This window comes from Flavobacterium sp. GW823-FHT04A11 (genome assembly GCF_058796535.1).
In genome coordinates, this window is record NZ_CM179503.1 from 3,949,370 (window position 1) to 3,972,688 (window position 23,319).

Sequence of the window (23,319 nt, forward strand, 5' to 3'; positions counted from 1 at the left end):
TAATAAAGCCGGTTTCTGGGGGGAAACCGGCTTTATTTTTTTCTATGCTTTAAAGTTTATTTTCTGAACTCAAATTTGCTTCAAAAGGTGAAGCCGGCAATCCTTCTTTATTATACAAATTCGCCTGATCGGGATTATCTGCCCACGCATATCTCACTTTTACGGGATTTAAAACACCGTCACTCCAAACAATAACTTTATCCCCTTCAATAACAGCATTTGCCCGGACAAATTTTCCGTCAGTTCCTGCTATCGAAAATTCTTTTAGCGGTGTATTATTTTTACTCATCAAACCAGAACCAATATCCGTAAAACTTATAATCAGTTTGTTTTCTTTTTCTTCTAAAGATTTAAAAAGCGGTCCCAAAGTCACTAAATCCTTTTCTCCATACACCATTTTTCTGGCTAATAATGATAGCCGTTTTCCAACATCATATTTATTTAAAGGATGAATGTCGTTCCATTCTCCCAAATCTATTGTAACCGCCATTCCGGTATTAGGAACTTTCAAAGTATTTTTTTGCTGTTGTCTTAAAGCTGCCCAGTTACTTTCAACAGGTTCTGGTTTTGGATCCATAAAATTTGTAAGCTGAACAAATAAAAACGGTAAATTTTCCTGTTGCCACTGCGATCGCCAATTCGCTATTAAAGTTTCCATTAAAGCAAGATATTCCGAAGGTTTCTTGGTACTCGATTCTCCCTGATACCAAAGTATTCCTTTCACAGAATAATTTTTCAAAGGCGCAATCATCGCATTATACAAGCCAACAGGTTTCCACCGGATGAAAGTCTGCGAAGGCAGCGGAAGCATTTTTGCACCCAGTTTATATTTCCAGTTTCCTTTTAAATCCAGCGTATCATTTCCGGTCACCAGTTCATACGGCTTATCCGTAACAAAACCTCCCCTTCCTGAATTATTGATAACACGAATCGCAATTTCATTTTTTCCTTCCTTTAAAATAGTAGCATTAAAAGAATACTTTCTGGGTGGATACATATACGACGTCGTTCCTACAAACTGACCGTTTATATAAACCGAATCAGCATCGACGATTCTGCCTAAAATCAATTTTGCATTATTCTCTTTTATTTTATCTAAAGTAAATTCTTTGCGAAACCAAACTACGCCGTTTACATTTCCCAATTCCTGATCTCCCCAATAACCCGGAATATTCATTTCTTTCCAGTCCGCATCATTGAGAACTTCATTTTTCCAGTTGTTTTTTAAACCTTCATCTGTTTTATTTACGAGTTGATACCAGTCATTATTTGTCTTTTTATCGTTGTTTTCAATTTCTGTAATTACGTTTGGGTTTCTAAATTTCTGATATTCCAGATCGTATTCCGGAAACTTTTTAATTCCATCGGCACTTATCCACGATTCTGCCGGAGAACCACCCAAAGCCGTATTAATTAACCCAATCGGAATTTTATATTTTTCATAAATTTCACTGGCGAAAAAATAACCAACACCCGAAAATTGTAAAATATTTACAGGCGTTACAGAAACCCATTCGCCGGAAGGCAAATCAACATTTTCCTTTTCAAAATCATATTGATCCGGTACCAGAAATTGTCGAATATTCGTGTTTTCCGCTTTAGCGATAACCTCTTTATATTTATCCTTCAAACGTTCCATCGGTAATTCCATGTTCGATTGTCCCGAACAAACCCAGACATCGCCAAACAGAATATTTTTTACTGTAATGATATTACTCGCTTTAAAAGTCATTTCATAAGGTCCGCCCGCTTTTTGAGATGGTAATGTAATCATCCATTTCCCGTCTTCTGCAGCGATTGCTTTATAGGTTTTATGATTAAAGTCAAGCTGAATTTTTTCTTTGGCAGCAGCCCAACCCCAAATTTTCAACTTAACATCCCGCTGTAAAATCATTCCGTCGCTTATTAAACGAGGTAATTTTACCTGAGCGTTTCCACTTAAATTGAAAAGCAAAACAAATAGTATTATTATTTTTTTCATGTTTTTTTTATATATTTTTTTGCTGCGAAGTTTCTTTTATTTTTTTGCCACGACCCGAGCGTTAGCGAACTGGCGAAGCAATTGCACAAATTTTCTCTAATTTTTTTTGCCACAGATTAAAATGATTAACATCTTCAACGTTAAACCTGACAGGTTTTAAAAACCTGTCAGGTTTGTCATCTAAAAGAAATAAATAAAAAATCATTTAAATCTATGTAATCAGTGGCAAACCCTTTTTTAAAAATTTGTGAAATTTGCGGTTAGGATTTTTTTTTAATAATTCGTGAATTCGTGGCAAACTCAAACCCTTACTCATAACTATACAACTTAACTTTCTGAATTTCAAAATCATCAACCGCAATGCGAACATGTCTTCCCTGATGTGTTTGATCTCCGTTAAAATGTCGAAATGTTTTCCAGACATTATTTTCAAAACCACCCTGATCGACTTTTAAAATTCCCGCATTTAAATTTTTATTCTTCAAAGACTTAAAAGTAACCACAATTCCCGAACCAGCGATATAAAATTCATCCGGCGTAATTTCGACAATGATCGCGCTCGTCATGGCCCAGACTTCTTCTTTGGCTCCAGCCGACCAATTTAATGTATAATCATGTTTAAACGTAAACTCATAATTCCCTAATTGGATGATTTGCGACTGATTTTCCTTGTCCAGTAAAACACCATCAATTTTATGTAAACCTTTATTTGCTTCAATAACAGGAGTTAACTGCTGAATCAAATTATAGATTTTCCCCAAAGGTTCTTTTTTTCCATCAGTAACAGATTCAATCGAAAAAGGTGAAAAACCAATTGCTTCATAATGTCCAATCGCATATAAACCCTTGAATGGCGCCGTAACATCAAATTTATGCTCGGGAATAAACAACGCATTTCCCTGACGGACAAACAAATCATTCCATTGCTTAAAATTTGGATTATAAAAGTCAGGCGAAAGAAAATCGATCGAAGTTCCCGCAGCCTGCCAAATATCCATAAGATGAGGTAAAGGTCCGGCGCTTGGATATTGTCCGGGTTTCTTTTCTGGCGCGTTCAAAGCGGCATTTACAAACATCGGAATATTGTAACTTTCTTTTCCGGCTTTGGCTACTTTGTTGGTGAATTTGGCGAAAAACCAAGCCATGAAAATTTCATCGGTAGCAAGGCTTTTTCCAAAAACCTGTTCCCAGTTTCCGGCCGTTTTAAAACCATTTTTCTTCCAGATTTCTAAAAATTCCGGAACCAGATTGTCTTTGTTTTTCTGCAGGTATTTCAGTAATTCTTCAGGAACATTTTTTCTGAATTCCTCATTTGCCAATGGATGATAATCTCTCGCAGTCGGCAGCATTCCGATTTCATTTTCTACCTGAATCATGATGACAGTCTGGTCATTTTTATCAAAATCTTTAATATGAGACATTAGTTTTTTAAAAGCATTTAAATCTGCCTGTAGATTATTTTCGCTGAAAGGCGTCAGGATTTCATGGCTTTTATTGGTATTGTCTTTTACCCTTGGATATTTTTTCTGATTCAGTTTTACCCATTCCGGAGCGTGGCTGGACATGCTGTTTTTCCAGGATCCAAACCACAGAAAAATCAGTTTCAGGTTTTCTTTTCGGGCTCTGACAATTAAATCATCAACCAGCGAAAAATCAAACTTGCCTTCCTCCTTTTCGATCAATTCCCAATAAACAGGCGTTAAAACCGTGTTGAGGTTCATGTTTTTCAATTTAGGCCAGATGCTTTCCATGCTTTCCATACTGGTTGCAGAAGAATTTCCTAATTCTCCGCCCAGTATCAGAAATGGTTTTCCGTTGACAATCAATTGGGTTTTATCTCCTTTTTTTTGAAGATAAGGCGTTTTATTTTGGCTGTAGCCGAATTGGATCACCAGAAACAGAATTATAAAAACGATATTTTTTGAAGAATTAATCATCTTATTTTGAAATTTTATTTTAACACATAGAAACATAGACTTTTGCCTGTATTTAAAAGAATATAAAAAAACTAGTTTCTTCACACATAGCTATGTGAATTTAAACAAATGAAATGCCTTTTCACATTTCTATTGGCTATGTTTCTATGTGTTTAAAACAATTATACGCAACATTATTAAGCTTTGACAAAGTTTTAAACTTTGACAAAGCTCAGAAGGATATTTACCGCTCAAATACATTTCCGAACGGTAAAACTTCCTTCTTTTAAAAAAACTAACTCCTAATTTAATACCCAGGATTTTGATAAGCCAATTTCTCTGCTGCCGACATTTCCATTCCATCCAATTGTGAAGTTGGAATCGGACGAAGATAATTAGCAACAGAAATTGTTCGTGTAAACGTTTTTACTGAATGGTCTTTCCAGTCATTTGGGTTTGTTGCGCCTGCAATCGTAAACGAAGCGCCATATTCAATCCAGTTTTGTGTGCGCGCTAAATCATACCAGCGATATCCTTCACCAAAATATTCGCGGGAACGTTCTGCCAAAATATAATCAATGTCAATAATAGCCGGAGTTGCTGCCATCATAGCAGCACTGTTATCCTGCACTTTAGTAACATTTGCTTTATTGTCAAAACTCCATTTTCCGGCTCTGGCACGAATAACATTTATTAAATCTCTGGCACTTTTTCCACCCTGAACATTGGCTCCTTTTACAGCAGCTTCTGCGGCAATAAAATACAATTCAGAAAATTTAGCGATTGGAAAAGGTCTTGTGCTGCTTCCGTTTGGAGATCCTAAACCAGTTCCGTTATCCGTACGGTAAGGTCCCAATTTCCAGTTGCCCGGATAACAAATTCTTGAAAATACGCTTGGCTCAACCACAAAATCAGCTCTTCCTGGCAATACTCCTGCTCCAATCGAACTATTAAATACCGAGTTAGAATAATCTACGCCGGAAACATCATTATCCAGAAATGTTACCACAGGATCTCCGTTTGCAATCGGCAGATAATTCGCATTATATAAAACCTGATTGGTAATTCCGGCTTTTGCCCAATTGCCGCGATATGCCGTTGTAAAAGTTCCGTCGTAACGGGAATCGTTTGTTTTATCTGCAAAAGTCTTTTTAAATACTTCTATAGGCGGCGCCAACATAGTCCACGGACGTCCCAAAGGCTGAGAAGCTTCACGCTGAACAGAACTTACCGCTGCCCAGCTTGTATTACTCGACGAACTTCTGACACCTGTATAATTGAACTGACCAAACCAGCCCGCAAAATAATCGGTACTAAAACCGCCACCGCTGTAACTCAAATCTCCACCATTATAGGTTGAACTCGATTGGGTGTGATCTGCATATAACAACATTTCTTTATTACGGTCTTTTGTCGCCACGTTTACATCATAAAATGTTGGCTGTAAACCAAATGGTCCCGGATCGTTTATAGCCGTAACAGCAACATCATACGCTTGTTGAAAATACCATGCAGGATCATGTCCGTCAGGATCTTTTCTGTCAGAGGCAGGATAAGTCGGAATATTTTTAGGATTTTGAAGCCACCATCCGTAAGTTAAATAGGCTTTTGCCAAATAAAGTCTGGCTGTTGTTTTAGTTAGTCCGCCGGTTACTCTTCCGGTAACGGGTAAATCTTCAATCGCTTTTATTAAATCTGGAAAAATGGCTTTGCTGTACACTTCCGGAACTGTATTTCGTTTTGAAGATCTCACGGTTGAGGAATTAAATTTTAACTCTCCCGCACCCAAATCCAGCGGAACACCACCGTAAGTCTGCACAAGCAAAAAGTAATCGAAGGCACGAAAAAATCTCGCCTCTGCAATAAGTGCCGGAGAAATACTTCCAATCGCCGATGCATTTTCGATAACCCCGCTGGCTGTATTAATATTAGGAAATGCATTGTTCCAAACCGCACCTGTATTACTGGTTGAAGGATCAATAACGCCTACTCCGGAGAAATCTAAATTCTTAACGTTTCCATCTGAGTTTTGTCCCCAGGTTGATTCATCGGTAGCGATCTGACCTACGTTTAAAAAATAACCGTTGCCATACATATAACGCAAGTGACCGTACATTGAGGTTACGCCGCCCATTACGCCTTCGGGAGTTGAAAAATAATCAGGCGTAAAAATACTGCGTGGTTTTTCGTCGAGTATATCATTGGAACAGCTCCATAATACTAATGAAAGTACAGCGGCACCAACGTATTTAAGTTTACTATATTTTTTCATTTTATCTGTTTTTAGAATGTTATGTTAAGACCTAAAATCAAGTTACGCGATTGCGGCGTATTGTACCCAACAGTAAGCAAACGGCTTAAGTTTGAAGCATACGCCACAGCCATATTGGCACCGTCATTGGCATACGAATTCGTTTCCGGATCCATACCGGATTGTTTGTGATAAGGAGAATAAATTACCCACGGATTCTGGATCGTACAATACAGTCGAAGTCTTTCCATTCCCGCTGTTTTTATCCAGTCTTTCTGAAGATTATAACCCAGCGTAATGGTTTTTAATTTCACATAAGAAGCATCAAAATAACCCAAAGTCGAACCGTATTTAGGATTATTACTTTCTGTTGGTCCTCCCGGTAACGGATATTGCGCATCTGTATTGGTTGGTGTCCAGTAATCTACATCAATTTGTCCGCGGCGTCCGTCGTTAATATTCAGATAACCATTTGAACCATAAAGCGTACTGTTTAAAATACCGCCGCTTTGAAATATCCCAACTACCGAAAGATCAAAACCTTTGTAGGCAACTCTGGTATTAAAACCACCCTGAAAATCAGGATCTGCATTTAAAACCTGTCTGTCATCGGCACCAATTAATCTTGTTGGCGTACCGTCTGCGTTGCGAGTTCCTGTATATTCTACCTTAATCATTCCGGCTGCTCCCGCTGCACCTTCATATAATTTGGCTTCGGCATCGGTTTGATAAATTCCCACCTTTTTGTAATCGTAAATTATATTCAGCGGTTTTCCCACGAACCACCAGTTTGTTTTATCTTCTGTTGTTCCTGAAGCCAGCGAAACCAGTTTGTTTTTATTGCTGTAGATATTCGCTCCGGCTTCCCAAGTCCAGCCATTATAATTATCTAATATTACGCCGTTTAACGAAAGTTCCCAACCTTTGTTTTGTGTAGAACCTACGTTGCCCACATAACTGTTTACACCTGAAGTTACAGGCAAATTCACACTAAGTAAAAGATCTTTTGTATCTGTGGTATAATATTCTACGGTACCGGATAAACGGTCTCTGAAAATAGAAAAATCCAAACCAAGATTGGTTGTTTCAGAATATTCCCAGCCTAAATTAGGATTCGGCAATGTAGATACATAATATCCCGTTGCATTGACATTACCAAAGTTGTAAGGTCTTGTGCTTAAAGTTCCTAACGTAGCGTATGGTGCAACCGACTGATTAGAAGTTTGTCCGTAACCTGCGCGTAATTTTAAAGCACTAAGCCACGAAACATTACTCATAAACGATTCTTTCTGAATATTCCATCCTGCTGATATTGCCGGATAACTGTGCCATTGATTCGATGGCGCCAATCGTGACGAAGCATCAGAACGGAAGGTGGCGCTTAACATATAACGATCTGCATACGAATACATTCCACGTACCATATAAGACATTAATCCGCTTTGTGTGTAATTCTGATTATTGCCATCAATGGTAATGTCATTATTATCGCCCGTTGAAGTTTGTCCTAAATTGAAATATTGAAAACTGTCTCCGGCGATATTTCTTCTCGAAATCTGAGAACTATTATAAGTAGTTTGTTCCGACGAATACATCGCAAGCGCACTTACTTTATGTTTTTGAGCAAAAGTATGATCGTAGGTCAATAAACTTTCGATAGTCCAGCTGGTATTTTGTGAATTCCCAATTGAAGCAACATTTGGATTTTGAGGATTTGAATTGAAAACGCCAATTCCGGTATAACTTCCTGAATTTGTAACACGGATATTTCCTCCAATATTAACTCTGGCTTTTAATCCGTCGATGGCAGGAATTTTCAACTCGGCGTAAGCAGAATTATAAGAACCAAAAGCTTTGTTTCTGTCTACAAATTTATCACCGAGATTTTTCATGCTTTCTCTCGTATACACCCAGTTTTCATCTTGTGGCATTCTTACGGTTCTTTTTAGCGAACCATCTGCGTTATACGGATTTGCGATTGGAGACATACTCAAAATTCCGTACATTCCTAAACTGGCACCATCTGTAATACTGTAATTATTATTTGAGGCAAAGCCAATACGCAGCAATCCTAATTCCTGATCAAGTCCTGCACGCATCGAATAACGATTGTATTCCGAACCCGGAATAACCGCCTGATCTTTGTAATAGTTGACACCAAAGTTGTAGTTTCCTCTTTCACTTCCGCCGGTAACCGCCACGTCATGACTTGTAACTATGGCACCACGGTAAAATAAATCCTGCCAGTCTGTATTTACATCATTCGATTCATCGATACCATTCACCAAATTTTTTCCTGCCAGTTTACGAAACTCAACGTATTTTGGTCCGTCCATCATGGGATATTTCACCGCTTCTTTATAACCGGTATAAGTGTTGTAGGCAATTTGTGCTTTCTGGCCTTTTGTACCTTTGTTACTGGAAACCAAAATCACACCATTTGCTCCTCTTGAACCGTAAATAGCTGTTGCAGAAGCATCTTTCAAAATATCAATACTTTTAATATCGTCCGGACTAATGTCTGCCAGTGTTCCCGAAAAGGGGATTCCGTCCAGTACAATAAGCGGATCGTTTGATGCTGTTAAAGATCTTGTACCACGAATACGAACCTGCATTGTAGCGCCCGGTTTTGTAGAAGTCTGCGTCATTTGTACCCCCGCCAAGCGTCCCTGTAAAGCTTGTGTAACGTTTGCCGAAGGTATTTCGCGAATCACATCTCCTTTTATGGAAGCCACAGATCCCGTAACAGATTCCTTGCGCTGAGCACCATAACCAATCACGACAACTTCCTGAAGTGCATTAGAATTTTCCTGTAACAGTACATCAAGTTTGGTCTGACCGGCTACTGGAACTTCTTTGGTCGTTAAACCCAAAAAGCTAAACACCAAAACACCATTTGAAGGGACATTGGTAATAGTATAATTTCCGTCGAAACCGGTAACAACTCCGGTTTTTGTGCCTTTGATATTCACATTCGCTCCCGGAATTGGTCCGTTTGCGTCAGATACGATTCCCGTTACTGTTGTCTGCGCATTTGCACTTATAGAAAATACAAACAGTAAGGCTAAAAACCCTAAAAATCTTAGGCGTTTTAATTTGCTTTTTGTTATTAAAAATTTAGTCATAAAATAATGGTTTAATAGTTAATAGTATGGTTTGAAACTTTTTTATTGAATTGAATTTGATTTATTATTGAATTACACAATCGGTTGTGTTAAATAAGCATAAAGAATCTATAAAATAAAGAACAAAGGAATTATCGAAGGTATTTATGAAATAAGAGAAACAGTATAAAAAACAAACAATCCGCAGCATATATCCATTTATAGATCTATCCTACGGATTGTTTTTATAATAAACTAAGGTTTTGTCAACTCTCCGGAAAAGTCTTTACTCACATCTTTTCCTGCAAGACCATCGGCAGTTCCTTTATACGCATGTTTACGAACATAATTTGCATCCCAAAGATTTGGAGATTCATCAGGAAGCCAGTTTACATGCTCTTTCACGCTATCTGAAACGCCCCATAAAGTGATACCATATTGCTGTGCTGCGGGAATGTATTTTTTATACATATCCACCACATATTGGTACATTTCTGCCTGAGAAGCTTGTTGTGCCACTGTTGGTGCATTAGTTCCTAATCTGATGTCTAATTCTGAAATCTTGATTAATTTTCCGCTCGCGGCTAATTTCTGAAACATCTGAACAATTTTGTCTTTGTCTGCAGTCAGGCCAATATGCATCTGAGTTCCAATTCCGTCTACTGTTGCTCCTTTGCTTTCGATGTATTTTACGTATTCGATTAAGCCGTCGCATTTGTCTAATCTTGATTCCAGATTATAATCATTAATAAACAATTTGTCGCTTGTATTTCCGTATTGACGAGCCAGTTTAAAGGCTGTTACGGCGTAATCTTTACCAAGATATTTTGCCCATGAGAAAAAGTCTGCTGCTGTATCGCCTTCATTTCCGGTTCTTAAGGTTCCGTCTTCTTTCATTGGTTCATTCACAACGTCCCATGCAAAAACGCTCGTTTTGTAATGTGTCATCATTTTCGAAATCCAATCCTGCATGGCACTGCCAATAATAGCTGTTTTTTCTGCATCTGTTTTTTCGATAGTAATTGGCGCTGTTGGTCCTCCGCCTCCGCCTGCTTTTGTACTTAATACAATATTATCAATATAATAAGTTGCGGCATCTGCACCAAAATCAAAAATTATTTTATCACGGTCTGTTTTGGTCGGAATAATTGTTTTCGTAACCTGAGTCCAGGCATTTGTAACACTGATTCCGCCATAATAATCAGCATCGTAATTAGCGCCCTGATTCTCAACCTGCAAACCTGCTGCAACAGAAGATTTCACCATAAAAGACATCGTATATTCAACACCAAGATCCAAAGGTTTGCTTAAAGTATAAGATTGCTGCGCGCTGTAATTATTGGCTACAGTTGGGTTTGTAAGCACCATCGCATAACCGCCGCCATAACCGTCCCCATTTGCAGAAACTGATCTGGTTGAACCGTTACCCCAGCCTCCCCAGCTGCCCAGACTTCCATTCTCAAAATTACCATTCGAAATTAAATTAACCACCGCCGATGTCGCATCAAGATCGACAACCGCCAATGTATTTACATCAATAAGGTAAGCGACGTTAGGAAGATAACCCAAATCTATATTAAACTGAAAACCGGTACTTCCTGCCGCAAAATCTCCCGGGGCCAATTTTATTTTTACTTGCTGCCAGGCGGATGTTGTTGTAAAAGCTTCTGTTGCTGAACCGGTATTAAGCCAGTCTTTATAAGGATATTGATTTGTCAAAGAAGCATTAAAGGAAATACGTCCTTTACCCGTTACATCAGATTTGATATAAAAAGAAACTTCATAGTTATGTCCCGCTACAATACCAATATTTGGCGTTGTTAACTGCAAATTATAAGCTGCTGATGATGTTGCGCTTGATTCTAATTTTATGGCTTTTGAGGCAGGCGCTAATCCTGCATTGTCCACCACAGTAATTCCTTTTCCTGAATTGTATTTTGTCCATCCTGTAAAGGTTCCGTTTTTTATGGGAGTTAAATCCAGAATATTGGTTCCGCTAGAGCCCGGAATTACGGTTGGCGCAATAATACCATTTAAATAACTCGCATTTTGATTGGAATGCCAAACCAGAGTATGTCCAAATACGCGCAAACCTGCCTCTTTTGTTTTCGCAATAAAGGCATCCATTGTGGTAAAATTGATTTCTCCTTTTGAGTTTACCATGGCGCCGTGTTTCATGGCATATCCCGGCGTAACTTCGTCGAAATTTTCGTTTACAATTTTTCTGTAAGCCTCGTCGCTCAAGTAGATATCGGCGCCAATTCCGTTTCCTAAAACAAAATCCGTGTAGGTTTTAAGCGGTTCATATCGGCTGATTTTTTCTACTAATTCCAAAGGAAGTTCAGCTCCTGTCACGGCTCCGTGTTCAGGATCTTTTTCCCAATCCATTAAATTATCATCGCAAGAAGCCAAAATCAGCAGAGATGAAACGATTACCGGTACTATATATTTATATTTCATTTTTGATATTTTTTTAGTTAGCAAAATCATTGTAAACCGGAGTATCTAAGGATACAATTCGCCAGTTATCAGTATATACTTTTACTGAAGTTGCTTTTGCAGGAAATTCTACTTCGCTTGTATTTCCAAGAACATCTTTCAGTTTAACAACAGAATTTTCGAAGAAAAAACCAAAATTTTGAAAACTTGCCGCCTCACGAAATGCCAAAACAGTTTCGAAAGTGAAAGGTTCTTTAGACCATGCATAAAATTTATTTAACGGAATCGTTACGGTCGTCCAGCCTGTGGTTTGAAAAGCAACTGATTTTCCGTCTACAATCCAGGGCACATAATTATAAACAGCGCCGGCCCATTCGCCACCATTAAAATTATTAATCATGCATATTTTTAAGAATCCGGAATCTTTCCACGCATCCGGAACATAAATATCAAATTGCAGGGCAACTTTATCAAGCGGTGTGCTTGCCGGAATATAAGGTGTTAATTGAGTTCTCCAGTTATCCACTCCGTTTCCTGCTGTCCAAACTTCGGTGCAGCGGTTTTTTTCGGCAGCAAAAGCAGGAAGACGATCAGGATGATGCGGAACATATTTTCCCTGAGAAGTATTTCCAATTCCTGACGTTATCGATAATAAATCGTCCGGCCCAATCATACTTGGCATTGTCGCAGTGTTCCAATAACCATGTGTTCCCTGTCCGTCAAAATTAAGCAGAATTCCTTTTTTGAAATTAAAATAAGCCGGAGAATAAACGCCTCCGTTTGAAGTCTGCGCAAATAAAGAACCTCCATTGTCTGAAACTCCGTTTGGCACCACAACTGTAAAAAATTCACCGTCTTCATCTGAAATAATTCCGGTTGTTACGTCTATATTTCCCGGAAAAGTTACTTTGGTTACTTCTGTTAAACCTGTTCCTGAAACTGTAATCGTTTCTCCGGCATTCGGCATTGTGTTGGAAATATTAGTAATGGCGGGTTTTCCGGAACGAATTTCGAACGGAAAAACAGTTTCACCGCTGTCATTTACAAATCTAATGGTGTTTCTTTCTGACGGATCTGCGTCTAAAATAGGAGTATCGGCAGAAACATTTACCAACATCGAATTATCGGATACAAAAACCACATTAAAATAGGTTGAATATCCGTTGATGTACACTTTTTTTAATCCTGTAAAACCAGAACCTTCAATACGCAATGCTTGTCCTAAACGGGCAAAACTTACTTCTCTGTCCGGCACAGCTGAATTTACATCTTCCAGAAATACTCTCGTTACGGTGATGGTTCCGCCTTGAGAATCGTTACTGTCACAAGAAGTAAATAACATGCTACAGCAAATTATTCCCAGCAATGCGATGGGTGCCCAATATTTTTTATTTAAAATATATTTCATATTAATCTTTCTTTTTAGATTTTATAATTTTTCAAATCCTAGAATAAGTCTGTTATTTTTGCCTCTGTAAATTGATACGGAACCGGATTTTCTCTCAACAACGGATTCTGAACCAATTCTGATTCCGGATAAGGAAGAAGGAAAATTGTCGCGTCGATTACACCAATAGAACGTGAACTGCTGCTTCTTGCCGGATCTATTGAGGCCTTATTTGTAGCAGCATCATACAAAATTGGCTCTATGGTACCACGATTTTGTAATGTGATATAATTCACTACTTCTTGTTGTTTGTAATACGCTCTTCGAACTAAATCATACCAATATTGTCCTTCCATGGCCAGTTCTACTCTTCTTTCATGGATAATATCTGCATACGTTAAAGTTGCTTTTGGATCAAGACCTGCACGTTTGCGAAGTTTGTTTACACCGTCTAAAGCCATTGCATCTGCTGTTGAAGCGTTATTGCCCAAAGCGGCTTCGGCATAATTCAGATATACTTCGCCCAAACGTAACATATAAGTATTTAAAGAAGAATTCATACGTGTAATTTTCGAATTGTCTTTTGTAGAACCAACAACGCCTTTTTTTACATTCACAAAGTCCTTGCTGTGATCAACAGTATAACCTCCGTTTGATTTATTGATTTCAGCATAAAAATCATCATCAGCCATCCAGGTTGCTTTACGGCGCACATCTTTCGATTCATATTCTTTTAAAACATCATAAGAAGCTCTTGTCCAATATCCCCACGCGGCGTCATCTCCTGTAATATCAGAACCTAAAGCAAAATAAGCCTGTTGTGTATTATTTACGCCATAATCTCCGTTTGGAACCCATTGCAAGGCAAACATCGACTCGGAATTATTGTTGTTTTCAACCATAAATAAATCCGCATAATTCGTCATCAGCGTATAAGGGCCGGAAGAAATTACTTTTTCGGCAGCCTTTTTGGCTAAATCTAAATACTGCTGATTTCTTGATCCGCTGTTTGGATTATCACTTACGCCGGAAAATGATAAGTAAACACGAGATAACATTCCGAAAGCGCTGTATCTTGTCAAACGTCCGGATTGTCCTGCTGTTTCCGGAAGATATTTTGCTGCAAATTCTAAATCACGAATCGCAAATTCATACACATCTTTCAACGGATTTTTATTCACAACCGGATTTTTAACCAAATCTTTAGCATCTGTAGAAATAATTACATCGCCCCACAAAGACGCTAAATACCAATAAGCAGTTCCTCTCATGAAACGCGCTTCGGCAATATATTTATTTTTAATGTTTTCGCTGACAGTGCTTCCGGAAATTCCAATAATCACATTATTAGATTGTTGAACCACATTATATAAAGATCCCCAGGCAGAAACCAAAGGGCCTGTTAATCCGGTTTCGGATAAATCTGTAAACGGATAAACGTAATCAGAATAAGGCGCATACAGATTATCGGCACGTCCGTCTCCTAAACCGTAATAAAATTTATCATTAAAATCGAACCAGACTTTATTGTATAATGGTCCTGTTGCGGCCTGAAAATCCGACTCTGATTTATAGAAATTTTCTTTTGTAATTAAATCATTTGGCTCAACGTCTAAAATATCGCTGCAACTCGTCCAAACAAATGGCAATGCAAGTATTAAAGCCGTATAAAATATTTTCTTTGTTTTCATTGTCTGCATTTTTTAGAAATTAACACTCAATCCAAGAGTTGTGATTATTGGCGAAGGATAACGTCCGTTATCAACACCCGTTAAAAGAGCATTCTGATTAATAGAACCAATTTCAGGATCATAACCTTTGTATTTCGTAAAAGTCAAAATGTTTTGGGCATTAGAATATACTTTGACATTTGAAATTCCGTATCTCGAGTACAAACTTTTAGGAAGATTATAAGCGATTGAAATATTCTTAACCCTTACATAAGAAGCATCTTCAACAAAGCGATTACTTAATCTGTAATTGGATGCAGAGGATGCAGACGAAGCGGCAATTCTTGGCATATAAGGATCTCCGCCCACAATTTGCACATTTCGATAATCATTCGGACCATTCGGATCGATTAATTCCAGTTGCGCATATCCTAAAGCTGATGTAAGCAAATTGGTATTCTCACGAGGATTTTCTAACCAGCGTCTTTGATAATTTAAGGCTTCATTTCCATAAGAACCTGTCACCAGAATATTGACATCAAACCCTAAAAAGGAGAACGTATTTCCGATACCGAAAGTAAAATCCGGAGCAGGATTCCCAATATAATCAGTATCTTTTTCGTTGATTACGCCATCTTTATTTTTATCTTCAAACATATAATCGCCAATCCACACACCGTTTTCGCCAATCGCCATTCCTTCCGGCAAAGCAGTTGGCTGGACAACTCCGTCTTTATCTTTATAGTAGAAATCTGTTGCTTTTTCAAAACGGCCAATAACTTTATAGCCGTAAAATTGTCCAATTGGCTGACCAACCGCAGTACGCGTCACAATCGTAACATCTGAACCCTGTTGAACCGTTGCATTATAAACTCCGGATTCTGAGTTCAGCGCCAGAACTTTATTTTTATTGGTTGAGAAAATAAAATTAGACCTCCAGGTAAAATTCTTTCTGTCCATGTTTAAAGTGTTTAATGTAAGTTCAAACCCTTTATTCTCGATAGAACCAATATTAAAAATCGGCGGCGTTGTAGAACCTTGTCCTGTAGTTCCAGCGTATGCCGGAAGTGATAACGGAAGCAATAAATCTTCTGTTTTTTTGTAATAAACATCGGCGATTAATTCGATTCTGTTATTAAAAAGTCCCAAATCTAAACCTATGTTACTTGATTTTGTTTTTTCCCAGCCTAAATCAGGATTGGCAGTATTGGTTGCAATTTGTCCGCTTCCCCAATTTGTTGCCGATGTACCATAAATAGAAGTATACGGATAATTGAACGGAATGTTTTGATTACCAACAAGTCCCCAGCCTAATCTTAATTTCAGGTTGTTTACTGTCTGATTTCCTTTTAAGAAGTTTTCATTTGAAACTTTCCAGGCCAAAGCCGCTGACGGAAACCAATCCCAACGATTTTCTTCGGCAAACTGAGACGAACCATCTCGTCTTAAAGTCGCAGTCAGCAAATATTTATCATTAAATGAATAAAATAATCTTCCAAAATAAGAACTAAGTGCTTTTGTAATACTGGCATTTGAATTTCTTGCCGTTGTAGGATCTCCTGCATTTAAATCTGTTGCACCATTTGTAATATATCCGGAACGGTATCCGTAAAGATTTTCCCAATGCTGTTCCTGCAATTCCTGACCTAACATTAGCGTTACAGCATGTTTGTCAAAAGTTTTGTTATACGTCAATATATTATTCCAAATCCAGTTATCGCTCAGTGATTTTGTTCTGGTTCCTTCGCGTACATCGTTTACAAGTGCTCCAAAAGTATAGGAAGGATTGAAAGTGTAGTTATTTCCAAAATTATAATCTATCGAATATTGTGATTTTAATTTTAAGTCTTTTGTGAAACCAATTTCCGCATAAGCATTGGCTCTGATTCCGTAATTTTCGTTATGATTATCTCTCATCAAAGCCAGTCCTAACGGATTGTTCTGAACGAATTCTGTTGTATCCGGACCATCAAAAGTACCGTCAGCATTACGCGCCGCAACGTTTGGAGTTTGTTTAAGCGCCGTTAAAATCAAAGAATCATCATTGAATGTGGTGATCTGATTTGTTTTGTTCAAAGCCAGGTTAACTCCGATTTTCAGATAGCTTTTTACCTGAGAATCAATCACTCCTCTAAGGTTGAAACGATCAAATGATGAACCAATTGCAATACCTTCCTGATCTAAATATCCAACTCCCATAGCATAAGTGGTATTGTCTGTACCGCCTGAAGCTGATAAATTATAACTCTGCATTAAAGCCGTTTGAAATAATTCGTCCTGCCAATTTGTTCCTTCGCCCAATAAATCAGGCCTGATAAAAGTATTGTCTCTTTGTACGATCCCTAAATCTGCACGCGTATTTTTTAGCGTTCCGTATTCTCTCAGATTAAGAACATCTAATTGTTTTGGAATTTCCTGCCAGCCTACATAACTGTCAAAATTTAAAGTAAGATCGCCTTTTTTACCTGTTTTGGTGGTGATAATAATTACTCCACCTGCCGCTCTTGATCCGTAAATTGCGGTGGCAGAAGCGTCTTTTAAAATATCTACAGAAGCAATATCAGCCGGATTAATTCCTGCCAGCGGATTGCTGTTCATAGAATTCGTTGATCCGCTAATTACCACTCCGTCAATTACATAAATTGGTTCGCTGTCTCCCAGAATCGAACTTATCCCACGTATACGTGCAGAGGAACTTGCTCCCGGCGCACCGTTATTGGCCTGTATGTTGATACCTGCAGCACGTCCTTGCAAAACCTGATCAATAGTGGTGGAAACGGACTGTGTAATTGCTTTTGCGTTTACAGAAGAAATCGCTCCCGTTAAATCTCCTCTTTTCATTGTACCGTAACCCACAACGACTACCTCTTTTAAGCTGTTTAAATCTTCTTCAAGCAAAACGTCTATTTTAGTTTTATCTCCGGCGGCAACATCTTTGGTTTTATATCCGATAAAGCTGAAAGATAAAATGGCATTTGCCTTTACCGGACCAATAGTATACGTTCCGTCAAAATTGGAAACCGAGCTGATATTGGTTCCTTTTACAAAAACATTTACTCCAGGTATGGGTCCGTTAAGATCCGAAACTGTTCCGGACACAGTAGTTTGAGCATTTACCGCAGCAGTAAATACTAACATCAGAATCAGGAGACCCAAATTTTTAAAGTATTTTGATTTGCTTTTAGTAATTAAAAGGTTAGTCATAAATAATTGGTTTAATAGTTAATAGTATGGTTTAGTTAGTTTATTTTTTGAAATGAGTTGAAACAGCTTAAACTGACAATCATTATTGAAACAAATATATATAAAAAACAACAAAACACAATCGGTTGCGTTAAATATTTTTATCAATAATAAAAAAATATAGGTTTAAAAAAATAGTATATGTATTTAAAATTATAAAATATTGAAAATATAACAAAATAAGTAATCTGACTTACGAAAACGTTAGAGATAATAAATCATTTTCTTTGAAATGGTAAAAAAACCATAAAAAGTGAAAATTTTAATTTTTTCAAATATCGAAGCATTTTAATCAAAATTGAATTACAAAAGGTACTTTCGTAAAATGGAGAAAACAGCAAATAAATGGCTTTACAAAACCTTTTATCCTATTCAATAACAATATTTTAGCCGTAAAAATTCTAACTCTTTAAAAAAAGCACAAAACAAACAATCGGTTGTTGTAAAATGCAAAAAACTCCCTTCAAATTCAATCGAAGGGAGTTCTTAAAAAGCTGTATTTTTTTAATCTTTAAATGCTAAATAAAAGACTAAAATCAAATCATAAAAATTACAAATTCATTTTTTTAGCATCTTCTACAAATTGCTTCAAACCAATATCTGTCAACGGATGTTTTAATAATCCTTTAATTGCCGATAATGGTCCGGTCATAACATCTGAACCTACTTTGGCACAATTTACAATATGCATCGTATGTCGTATTGAAGCTGAAAGTATCTGCGTTTGATAATCGTAATTATCATAAATTTCCCTGATTTCAGCAATCAAATGCATTCCGTCTGTCGAAATATCATCTAATCTTCCCAAAAACGGAGAAACATAAGTAGCACCAGCTTTTGCTGCCAGTAAAGCCTGTCCCGCAGAAAACACAAGCGTGACATTGGTTCTGATTCCTTTAGAAGAAAAATATTTACAAGCTTTTACACCATCTGCAATCATGGGTAATTTTACCACAATCTGCGGATGCAAAGCTGCAAGTTCTTCGCCTTCTCTTATCATTCCGTCAAAATCGGTTGAAATAACTTCTGCCGAAACATCACCATCTACAATGTTACAAATATCAAGATAGTGTTTGAGAATATTGTCTTTCCCGGTAATTCCTTCTTTCGCCATCAATGACGGATTGGTGGTTACGCCATCCAGAACGCCCAGAGATTGTGCTTCTCTAATGTCTTCTAAATTAGCGGTATCAATAAAAAATTTCATGGCTATTTGATTTAAGGTTGGTTAGTTAGTTTTTGTAATAGTACGCAGATCTTTGTCAAAGTTTAAAACTTTGACAAAGATTACACGCATAAAAAGTTTTTAACGTTCTGTGACTATCATGTTAAAATTTTAAACACATAGAAACATAGTTTAATTAAGCTAAAAAAGTCGTTTCACTTGTTTAAACAAACATAGCTGTTATCTAAGAAAAATGATTTTTTAATTTTTAATTCTCAATTTTTAATTCTTTAAAACCTATGTTTCTATGTGTTTAAATAAATGATCTTAAATATATTGATTGATGATATTTTCAAACAATTCCTGTTTACCGCTTTGAAGCGTCAACTCACCATTTTGATTGGCAATATCATACAAATCTTTAAGGTTTAATTTTCCGTCAGCAAAATCTTTTCCTTTTCCGGCATCAAAAGAGCTGTATCTTTCTTTTCTCAATTTCTCGTATGGAGACGAAGTAATGATTTTATCAGCTGTCAGTAAAGCTCTTGCAAAAGTATCTGCACCGCCAATATGCGCTAAGAAAACATCCTCAGGATCAGTAGAATTTCTTCTGATTTTAGCATCAAAATTCACTCCACCGCCTTGCAATCCGCCGGCTTTTAAGAAAACCAACATTGCTTCCGTCGTTTCCTGAATGTTGTTCGGAAACTGGTCTGTATCCCAACCATTTTGATAATCACCTCTGTTGGCATCAATGCTTCCTAACATTCCGGCTTTTGCCGCCACTTCTAATTCATGTTGAAAAGTATGTTGTGCCAATGTAGCGTGATTCACTTCGATATTAATTTTGAAATCCTTGTCCAAACCATATTCTTTTAGGAATCCAATGGCTGTAGCCGAGTCAAAATCGTATTGGTGTTTTGATGGTTCCATTGGTTTTGGCTCGATAAAGAAAGTTCCTTTAAAACCTTGCGCTCTTGCATAATCTCTGGACATTGCAAGAAATTGCGCCATATGGTCTAATTCTCTTCCCATATCGGTGTTTAGCAAAGACATATAACCTTCACGACCTCCCCAGAAAACGTAATTTTCTCCGTCTAAAGCAATCGTTGCATCAAGTGCCAATTTTACTTGTCCTCCGGCTCTTGCCACTACATTAAAATCCGGATTTGTCGCCGCTCCATTCATAAATCTTGGATTCGAGAAACAGTTTGAAGTTCCCCAAAGTAATTTAATTCCTGACTCTGCTTTTTTCTGTTTTAGATATTCCGTAATGGTTGCCAGGCGTTTTTCTGATTCTGCAAAAGTTGGCCCTTCGGCAATCAAATCATAATCGTGAAAACAGAAATAATCAAATCCCATTTTGCTGATGAATTCAAAAGCAGCATCCGCTTTATCTTTCGCCGCCTGAACTGCATCTGACGATTGATCCCATGGAAAATTTTGAGTTCCCGGTCCAAACGGATCACTTCCTTGTCCGCAGAAAGTATGCCAGTAAGCGATTGCAAATTTAAAGTGCTCACGCATTGTTTTTCCGGCTACAACCTGATCCGGATTATAGTATTTAAATGCCAATGGATTATCAGACTCTTTGCCTTCAAATTTAATCTGGCCAATACCTTTGTAGTATTCTTTATCTCCTAAAACTATCATTTGATTCTTTTATTTAGTTGTTAATATTAATTCTAATTCTTGTTTCCATTTTTGATATGCCTTTTCATATGGCGCTGCGTTGTGAAGCGGTAAAAACGTCATTACATGATCATTATCGCTAACATTCGCTCCAAATTTATTGTAATCGCCATCTTTCAAACCCACCGCTCTCGCCGCTCCTACTGCTCCGGTAGTATTGTAAATTTCAATTTCATGACCAATTAAAGTCGCTACGGTATTCGAGAAAATCTCAGAACGAAACAAATTGTCATTTCCGGCTCTGATCACGTTAATTGTCGCATTATCGTCTTTTAAACATTCCATTCCGTACACAAACGAAAAAGCAATTCCTTCAAGAGAAGCCCTAAATAAATGTGCACTATTATGAATATTCAAATTCAGATTTAAAAAATGTGTTCCGATGTTGGCATTGTTAAACATACGCTCTGCCCCATTCCCAAACGGAATCACGACAACGCCTTCAGAACCCACTTCAATTTCCGAAGCCTTTTCATTCATCACTTCATACGATTCATTGCCCATATTATTACGAAGCCAGCGATACTGAATTCCCGCTCCGTTAATATTCAAAAGTTTCCCAATTCTCGGCGTTTCCAATTCGTAATTCACATGAACGAAGTTGTTTACGCGCGTACTTTTCCCCGATGACATTTCGTTCACCGCATAAAACACCCCCGAAGTTCCGCCGGTAGCCGCCACTTCTCCCGGATTCAAAACATTCAAAGCCAAAGCATTATTCGGCTGATCGCCCGCTCTGTAAACTACCGGAATCCCAACCGGAAGTCCGGATTCTTTCGCACCTTTCTCGTTCAAAACACCCTGATTCGTAAAATTCTCCACAATTCTTGGCGTCAGCGACTGATCGATTCCGTAATAATCCAAAAGCCAGTCCGCTACTTTGTTTTCTTTATAATCCCAAAGCATTCCTTCAGACAAACCGTTTTTTGTGGTTGTAATTTCTCCCGTTAGTTTAAGCGCAATAAAATCGCCCGGAAGCATGTATTTGTAGATTTTATTATAAATTTCAGGTTCGTTTTCTTTCACCCATTTTAGTTTCGAAGCCGTAAAATTTCCTGGAGAATTCAGCAAATGCTCCATACATTTTTGCTCTCCAATTTCGGCGAAAGCGGTATTCCCAATTTCAACCGCACGGCTGTCGCACCAAATAATAGAATTGCGAAGCGAATCACCATTTTTATCCACAATAACCAATCCGTGCATTTGGTACGAAATACCAATTCCCTGAATTTTCGAAGCTTCGATATTGGCCTCGCGAATCGCTCTTTTTGTTGCGGTACAAATATATTGCCACCACATTTCCGGATCCTGTTCTGCCCAATCCGGGTGCAAAGCCACAATTTCCATTTCGTTTTGAGGTTCATTCAAAACAATTATTTTCTTTCCGGTTTCGGCTTCCACCAAAGCAACTTTGACCGAAGAACTCCCAATATCATATCCTATATAATACATAACTTATAATGATTCTCTTAAAATTAAATTTGTTGGCACATAACTTTGCATCACTTCATCATGCGTGATAAATGCCGCCGCTTTTGTCCCCAGTTCCTTAAAATCTGTCGAAACAACAGATATTCCCTTGTAAATAAATTTCTTCATTGGCGTTTCGTTATACGACAAAAAACCAACATCTTCTCCGGGCTCTAAATCCTTCTCTTTGCATTGCTCCAAAAAATGACCTAAAATCCTGTCACTTATACTGATATAAGCAATTCCTTTTTCAATATTAAACTTTTTATCATCGGTGATAATTTCATTTTTAAACTTAAAATCAGCACAAAATTTCCTGAAATATTCCAATGTTTCTTTGGGATGATTCGTATAATCCGGATAAATAAAATGAATGCTTGTATACTTTTTAAACAAATCAACGGCTTCTTTCAACGAACTGTAAAATGCTTTTCCAAAATCCTGAAAAACATAATTATTCTCTTTTTTCGAATGGATATTCCAATCGATCAAAAGCAATTTATCATTCGAAATCGCTGCTAATGTTGGCGCTACTTCCTTATCATCAAAATTCATCACCACATACTTATAATATTTTCCAACGCTGTTATTGATAATCGTTTTAAAAACATCAATATTATAATGGTGAAACTGCACATCGGTAATCACATTTTCAGGCAAATTATTCACAAACGAATGATACAAAACTTCTTTATAAGCCTTAAAAGTGTCCAAAACCAAAAGCACTTTTCTGGTTTCTCCCGACACATAATATCCTTTATTCGGCACCGAATCAATTGTTTTCTGCTCTTTCAAAATCGAATACGCCTTAAAAACCGTATCTCTCGAAAGCTGATTCGTTTTGCATATACTATTCACAGACGGAAGCAAATCTCCCTTTTGCAAAATATTCTCCGCAATCGCGTTATTTATCCCATTTACCAACTGCTGGTATTTCGGAATATCACTGTCGTGATTAACAACAAATTCAAAATTTTCCTGTTCTTCGTTTAGCATACTGT

At 37.6% G+C, this 23,319-nt stretch carries 12 protein-coding genes; all 12 read right to left on the bottom strand.

The features are described 5' to 3' along the window. Positions 1 to 49: 49 nt before the first annotated feature. The 12 genes from AC3QL1_RS17200 to AC3QL1_RS17255 all read right to left on the bottom strand — a co-directional run bounded on the left by AC3QL1_RS17200 (position 50) and on the right by AC3QL1_RS17255 (position 23,314). Positions 50 to 1,981, bottom strand: coding sequence for a sialate O-acetylesterase (locus tag AC3QL1_RS17200; protein ID WP_492493299.1), 1,932 nt, complete (start codon positions 1,979 to 1,981; stop codon positions 50 to 52). A 308-nt stretch (positions 1,982 to 2,289) separates the two neighbouring features. Next, on the bottom strand, positions 2,290 to 3,918 hold the full coding sequence (locus AC3QL1_RS17205) for a GH35 family beta-galactosidase (protein ID WP_492493301.1): 1,629 nt from the start codon (positions 3,916 to 3,918) through the stop codon (positions 2,290 to 2,292). Between the two features lie 286 nt (positions 3,919 to 4,204). After that, entirely contained in the window at positions 4,205 to 6,169 is a 1,965-nt protein-coding gene (locus AC3QL1_RS17210) for a RagB/SusD family nutrient uptake outer membrane protein (protein WP_492493303.1), read from the bottom strand. A gap of 11 nt (positions 6,170 to 6,180) precedes the next feature. After that, the gene (locus AC3QL1_RS17215; protein ID WP_492493304.1) at positions 6,181 to 9,273 is read right to left on the bottom strand and encodes a SusC/RagA family TonB-linked outer membrane protein; all 3,093 of its coding nucleotides are present in this window, start codon (positions 9,271 to 9,273) and stop codon (positions 6,181 to 6,183) included. A 234-nt stretch (positions 9,274 to 9,507) separates the two neighbouring features. After that, entirely contained in the window at positions 9,508 to 11,712 is a 2,205-nt protein-coding gene (locus AC3QL1_RS17220; RefSeq protein WP_492493306.1) for an endo-1,4-beta-xylanase, read from the bottom strand. A gap of 13 nt (positions 11,713 to 11,725) precedes the next feature. After that, positions 11,726 to 13,099 (bottom strand): glycan-binding surface protein, encoded by a 1,374-nt coding sequence (locus tag AC3QL1_RS17225; RefSeq protein ID WP_492493308.1) that lies wholly within the window; start codon positions 13,097 to 13,099, stop codon positions 11,726 to 11,728. 38 nt (positions 13,100 to 13,137) lie between these two features. Next, on the bottom strand, positions 13,138 to 14,769 hold the full coding sequence (locus tag AC3QL1_RS17230; RefSeq protein ID WP_492493309.1) for a RagB/SusD family nutrient uptake outer membrane protein: 1,632 nt from the start codon (positions 14,767 to 14,769) through the stop codon (positions 13,138 to 13,140). Positions 14,770 to 14,781: 12 nt separating this feature from the next. Continuing rightward, a complete protein-coding gene (locus AC3QL1_RS17235; RefSeq protein ID WP_492493311.1) occupies positions 14,782 to 17,952 on the bottom strand; it encodes a SusC/RagA family TonB-linked outer membrane protein in 3,171 nt (1,056 codons plus the stop codon). A 589-nt stretch (positions 17,953 to 18,541) separates the two neighbouring features. Next, the gene (fsa, locus tag AC3QL1_RS17240) at positions 18,542 to 19,198 is read right to left on the bottom strand and encodes a fructose-6-phosphate aldolase (RefSeq protein ID WP_492493313.1); all 657 of its coding nucleotides are present in this window, start codon (positions 19,196 to 19,198) and stop codon (positions 18,542 to 18,544) included. A gap of 285 nt (positions 19,199 to 19,483) precedes the next feature. Continuing rightward, a complete protein-coding gene (gene xylA / locus AC3QL1_RS17245) occupies positions 19,484 to 20,809 on the bottom strand; it encodes a xylose isomerase (protein WP_492493315.1) in 1,326 nt (441 codons plus the stop codon). Between the two features lie 9 nt (positions 20,810 to 20,818). Continuing rightward, a complete protein-coding gene (locus AC3QL1_RS17250) occupies positions 20,819 to 22,300 on the bottom strand; it encodes a xylulokinase (protein WP_492493316.1) in 1,482 nt (493 codons plus the stop codon). A 3-nt stretch (positions 22,301 to 22,303) separates the two neighbouring features. Then, a complete protein-coding gene (locus tag AC3QL1_RS17255) occupies positions 22,304 to 23,314 on the bottom strand; it encodes a GntR family transcriptional regulator (protein WP_492493317.1) in 1,011 nt (336 codons plus the stop codon). Positions 23,315 to 23,319: the final 5 nt, after the last annotated feature.